General features: G+C 43.4%; 3 protein-coding genes and 1 pseudogene. All 4 read left to right on the top strand.

What is annotated here, in order from left to right; translation table 11 throughout:
- Nucleotides 1-692: pseudogene (locus IQ229_RS12845) on the top strand (glutamate--tRNA ligase); the annotation flags it as partial.
- A 223-nt stretch (nt 693-915) separates the two neighbouring features.
- Complete coding sequence (locus IQ229_RS12840; protein WP_194044244.1) at nt 916-1410, top strand: hypothetical protein; 495 nt, start codon at nt 916-918, stop codon at nt 1408-1410.
- A 334-nt stretch (nt 1411-1744) separates the two neighbouring features.
- Nucleotides 1745-3631 carry an ATP-dependent zinc metalloprotease FtsH gene (gene ftsH / locus IQ229_RS12835; RefSeq protein ID WP_194044236.1) on the top strand — a complete coding sequence of 629 codons (1887 nt, stop codon included), beginning with the start codon at nt 1745-1747 and terminating at the stop codon, nt 3629-3631.
- Nucleotides 3632-3835: 204 nt separating this feature from the next.
- On the top strand, nt 3836-4714 hold the full coding sequence (locus IQ229_RS12830; RefSeq protein ID WP_194044234.1) for an IS982 family transposase: 879 nt from the start codon (nt 3836-3838) through the stop codon (nt 4712-4714).
- The last annotated feature ends 252 nt before the right edge of the window (nt 4715-4966 follow it).

Raw genomic sequence — 4966 nt, 5'->3', positions numbered from 1 at the left:
GAGACAGCACTTCCATTTCTGACTTTCAGAAAATGGGCTTTACTGCTGAAGGTTTGGTAAATTACATGACATTGCTGGGTTGGTCGCCACCAGATTCGACACAAGAAATATTTACTTTAGAAACAGCAGCTAAAGAATTTGGCTTTGAGCGCGTCAATAAAGCAGGTGCAAAGTTTGACTGGGATAAGCTGGATTGGTTGAACAGTCAGTATATCCACAATACGCCAGTAGATAAACTCACAGATTTACTCATTCCCTTTTGGGAAGCGGCTGGCTATAAATTTGATGGTGGAAGAGAACGCCCCTGGTTAAAACAACTAGTAACTTTAATTAGCCAGAGTTTGACTCGCCTGGTAGATGGAGTAGCTCAAAGTCAACTGTTTTTTAGCGACACAGTTGAATTTAGCGAGGAAGGCAGTACACAACTCAAGCAAGAAGGTTCTGCTGCTGTCCTTGAAGCGATTGTCACAGCTTTAGAAAATCAGCCGCAACTGTCAGAAGCCGCCGCCCAAGACATTATAAAACAAGTGGTGAAAGAGCAGAAAGTCAAAAAAGGCTTAGTGATGCGATCGCTCCGAGCAGCTTTAACTGGAGATGTTCATGGCCCAGACTTAATTCAATCTTGGTTACTACTAAATCAGATCGGTTTAGATAAACCGCGCTTGAGTCGGGCTATAACGGAAGCTAAGTAGCGATTACTTCCAGATTTTAGAAATATTTCAGATTTTAGGGGCGCACAAATGTGTGCCCCTATCCATAAGGTAAAGCAACTATGGCAACAAGAAATCATTGACTAATTACTAATGAATTATCCCCAATTTCACATCTAAAATAGTTAGTCAATTCTCCTCATGTTGGGAACTTGGTGTGTAAAATTAATGTCTTCAAAAACACTTAGAAGCAAACGTAATTAAAATGCCGACAAAAGCGCTCAATAGAGGGATGAGATTATCGTTCATGATAGTTACGCTCTTCATCATATCGGCAGTTAATGCTGCGGTTGATGCTCAGGAAGCGCCAACGATATTTGGAGATGTCACCCTTAGCCCTCAGTTTTCGCCAGACCCCCTAACAGTTCGCGGGATGAGTGGTGGCTCAATTTCTGGGAGTCAAGTAGGTGGGAGAAGTGAAACAGCTACTGGTCCTTGTACCGGATTTGTGGATGAAACACCAGACCACGCATTAGCGTTAACAAGTAAATTTGACTACCTAAAGCTGCAAGTGCAAAGTCCTGAAGACACCACCATGATTATTAAAGGGCCCGGTGGTACTTGGTGCAATGACGATTTTGATGGCAAAAATGCTGGCATTGTTGGTGAATGGCTACCTGGAAGTTACCAAATTTGGGTTGGTTCCTACGAAAAAGGCAAGTATCTTCCTTACACTCTAAAAATTACAGAAGTTAAATAGGGAATGGGGCATTGGTTATTTTCCTCATCTCCCACAATGATGATTGAGAGAGGCTGGAACGACATGAGCAGCATTGTCGAGAAATTATCCGTGTCTTTGCATCCCGTTGCGCTCCCTTTTCTCGTGCGATATTGTATTAAAATTAAGTTAACTTTGATTAAGATTCTTGTTGGCATCGCCATAATGCTCTAATCGCCTTATGGCAGTGCATATAAGAGATCAAATTAAACAAAATGGATTTATAAACATCCGTTTAACAGCTTAAAGTGACAGAGTGATGAACATTCGGTTACTAGAGCTAACGAGTTGTATAGGCATCTAGAGGCAAATTAAAATGAAATTCTCTTGGAAAGTCGTAGCACTCTGGACGTTGCCGGCTTTGGTAATTGGCTTTTTCTTCTGGCAAGGGGCGTTTGCAGGCGCTCCTGCCGACATGAGTAAGAATGCAGCCAATACCCGCATGACTTACGGTCGCTTTCTAGAATACTTGAACAGCGATCGCGTCAACAGTGTGGATCTTTACGAAGGCGGCAGGACGGCAATTATAGAAGCCCGCGATCCAGACCTGGAAAATCGTGTCCAAAGGTGGCGTGTGGATTTACCTGTTAATGCTCCTGAGTTAATTAGCAAGCTCAAAGAGAAAGCCATTAGTTTTGATGCTCACCCTATGCGGAATGATGGCGCAATTTGGGGATTGTTGGGCAATCTCATCTTTCCAGTTTTATTGATTACTGGGTTGTTCTTTTTGTTCCGGCGTTCTAGCAACCTCCCCGGTGGCCCAGGTCAAGCAATGAACTTTGGCAAATCTAAAGCCAGAGTGCAAATGGAACCACAAACTCAGGTAACATTTGGCGATGTTGCTGGTATTGACCAAGCCAAGTTGGAATTAAACGAAGTCGTAGACTTTCTGAAAAACGCCGATCGCTTTACCGCCGTTGGTGCAAAAATTCCTAAAGGTGTGTTGTTAGTTGGGCCTCCTGGTACTGGTAAAACCCTCCTCGCGCGTGCTGTAGCTGGTGAAGCAGGTGTACCATTCTTCTCAATCTCCGGTTCAGAATTTGTAGAAATGTTCGTCGGTGTGGGTGCATCCCGCGTCCGCGATTTATTTGAACAAGCTAAGACCAATGCTCCTTGTATCGTCTTCATCGATGAAATTGACGCCGTAGGTCGTCAACGGGGTGCAGGTTTAGGTGGTGGTAACGATGAGCGAGAACAAACCCTCAACCAGTTGCTCACAGAAATGGATGGTTTTGAAGGTAACACTGGCATCATCATTATTGCTGCTACCAACCGTCCTGATGTTCTAGATGCAGCACTGTTGCGTCCTGGTCGCTTTGACCGTCAAGTTGTGGTAGACCGTCCCGATTATGCCGGACGTAGCGAAATCCTCAAGGTACACGCCCGTGGCAAAACCTTGGCGAAAGATGTGGATTTGGATAAAATCGCTCGTCGTACCCCTGGATTTACTGGCGCAGATTTATCCAACCTATTGAATGAAGCCGCAATTCTGGCAGCACGCCGGAATTTGACTGAAATTTCAATGGACGAAATCAACGACGCGATTGATCGCGTATTAGCTGGGCCGGAGAAGAAAGACCGAGTAATGAGCGAAAAGCGTAAAACCTTGGTAGCTTATCACGAAGCTGGTCACGCTTTAGTTGGTGCTTTGATGCCCGACTATGACCCAGTACAAAAGATTAGCATCATCCCTCGCGGTCGCGCAGGTGGTTTAACTTGGTTTACCCCCAGCGAAGACCGGATGGACACTGGTTTATACAGCCGCGCTTATCTGGAAAATCAGATGGCTGTAGCTTTGGGTGGTCGGATTGCTGAAGAATTAATCTTTGGTGAAGAAGAAGTTACCACTGGTGCTTCCAACGACTTACAACAGGTAGCACGGGTTGCGCGTCAGATGATTACCCGATTTGGGATGAGTGATCGCTTAGGCCCTGTTGCTCTTGGTCGTCAACAAGGTAATATGTTCCTGGGACGCGATATCATGTCAGAGCGCGATTTCTCTGAAGAAACCGCTGCTGCCATTGATGAAGAAGTCCGTAAACTTGTAGATGTAGCCTACACACGCGCTAAAGAAGTATTGGTGCGTAACCGCCACATTCTAGATGAGATAGCGCAAATGCTGGTTGATAAAGAAACAGTAGACGCTGAAGAGTTGCAAGAAATTCTGTCGAGCAACGATGTGACAACCGCTGCGTTTGCCTAATTTAATGAGTAGTTAGGAGTAGAGACGCGATTAATCGCGTCTTTACAAGAGTTAGGAGTTAAGAACAATTCGTAACTTTTAAAAATTGGGGTAATTCTGGGATTTTTCAGAGTTACCCCAATTTTTTTAATTTAATCTGAGTTCGGGATAAGGAAAAGGACAGGTAGTAAGCTGAAAATAACAACAAATCCAGCAGCCTGTCCTATGTTTAGTTTAGATGCTTTGTTCTGTCATGCAGATGATTTCTGTAAAGCGTTTGAAGCGCAATGGCACAAAAAATTGTTAAATCATGGAGGAATAAAACGTGTACGTGCTAAAAGCTTATGTTTAAGTGAAATCATGACAATTATCATCGCTTTTCATCAAAATCACTACCGGAATTTCAAGCATTTTTATTTAAATCAAGTGAAACAATATTGGAGTGATGCGTTTCCCGGTCTTCCTTCTTATCAACGATTTATTGAATGGATGCCATCAACCTTGATACCTTTGTGTGTCTATCTGAAGCATTGTTTTGGACAATGTACGGGTATCGGTTTTATCGATTCAACTTGCTTGAAGGTATGTCATAATCGTCGGATTTCACGCCATCGGGTGTTTGAAGGTTTAGCCGCCCGTGGCAAGACTTCTGTGGATTGGTTTTTTGGTTTTAAGCTGCATCTGGTCGTCAATGAGTTTGGTCAACTCTTAAATGTATGTCTGACTCCTGGTAATGTTGATGACCGTCAGCCAGTACCCAATTTACTGAGTGGTCTGTTTGGCAAAATCTTTGCCGATAGAGGTTATGTTTCACAAAAACTCGCTTTTCAAGTTTTACAAGACTTCAGAATTGAATTTTTTGCCAAACCCCGTCGCAACATGAAAAACAAGCTGATGCGACTTCATGACAAACTTTTGTCTCGTAAACGCTCCATTATTGAGACTATTAACGACCAACTCAAAAACATTTCTCAGATTGAACACTCTCGGCATCGCAGCCCAGTCAATTTTTGTGTTAATGTTCTGTGCGGCTTAATCGCTTATTGTCACCAACCTAAGAAACCTAGTCTTCAACTTGAGTGGCTTTTACCTTCTTATCTTTAACCCGAACTCAGGTTAATTTATTGGCAAAAGCCCAGCCATGAAGACCGGGCTTTTAATCCGTAATGGGGTTATATTCCCCGGAGGTTCGTTATAGAGTTTCAGTATAAATCGCTAATCTGATGATAATGACTACCACATGAGCATAATCAGTTCCGGAAAATTAGAAAAATTTTTTTAGATACACCAAAATCAAATTACTAACGCCGCCAGAACTTGCCCAAATCCTGGCACAGTGGTTGCGCGAACTTGGTA

It is taken from the genome of Nostoc cf. edaphicum LEGE 07299, from assembly GCF_015207245.1.
GTDB classification, from domain to species: Bacteria; Cyanobacteriota; Cyanobacteriia; order Cyanobacteriales; family Nostocaceae; genus Nostoc; species Nostoc edaphicum_B.
Note: the sequence above shows the minus strand (reverse complement) of the source record. Positions and strands in the feature narration are given on the sequence as shown.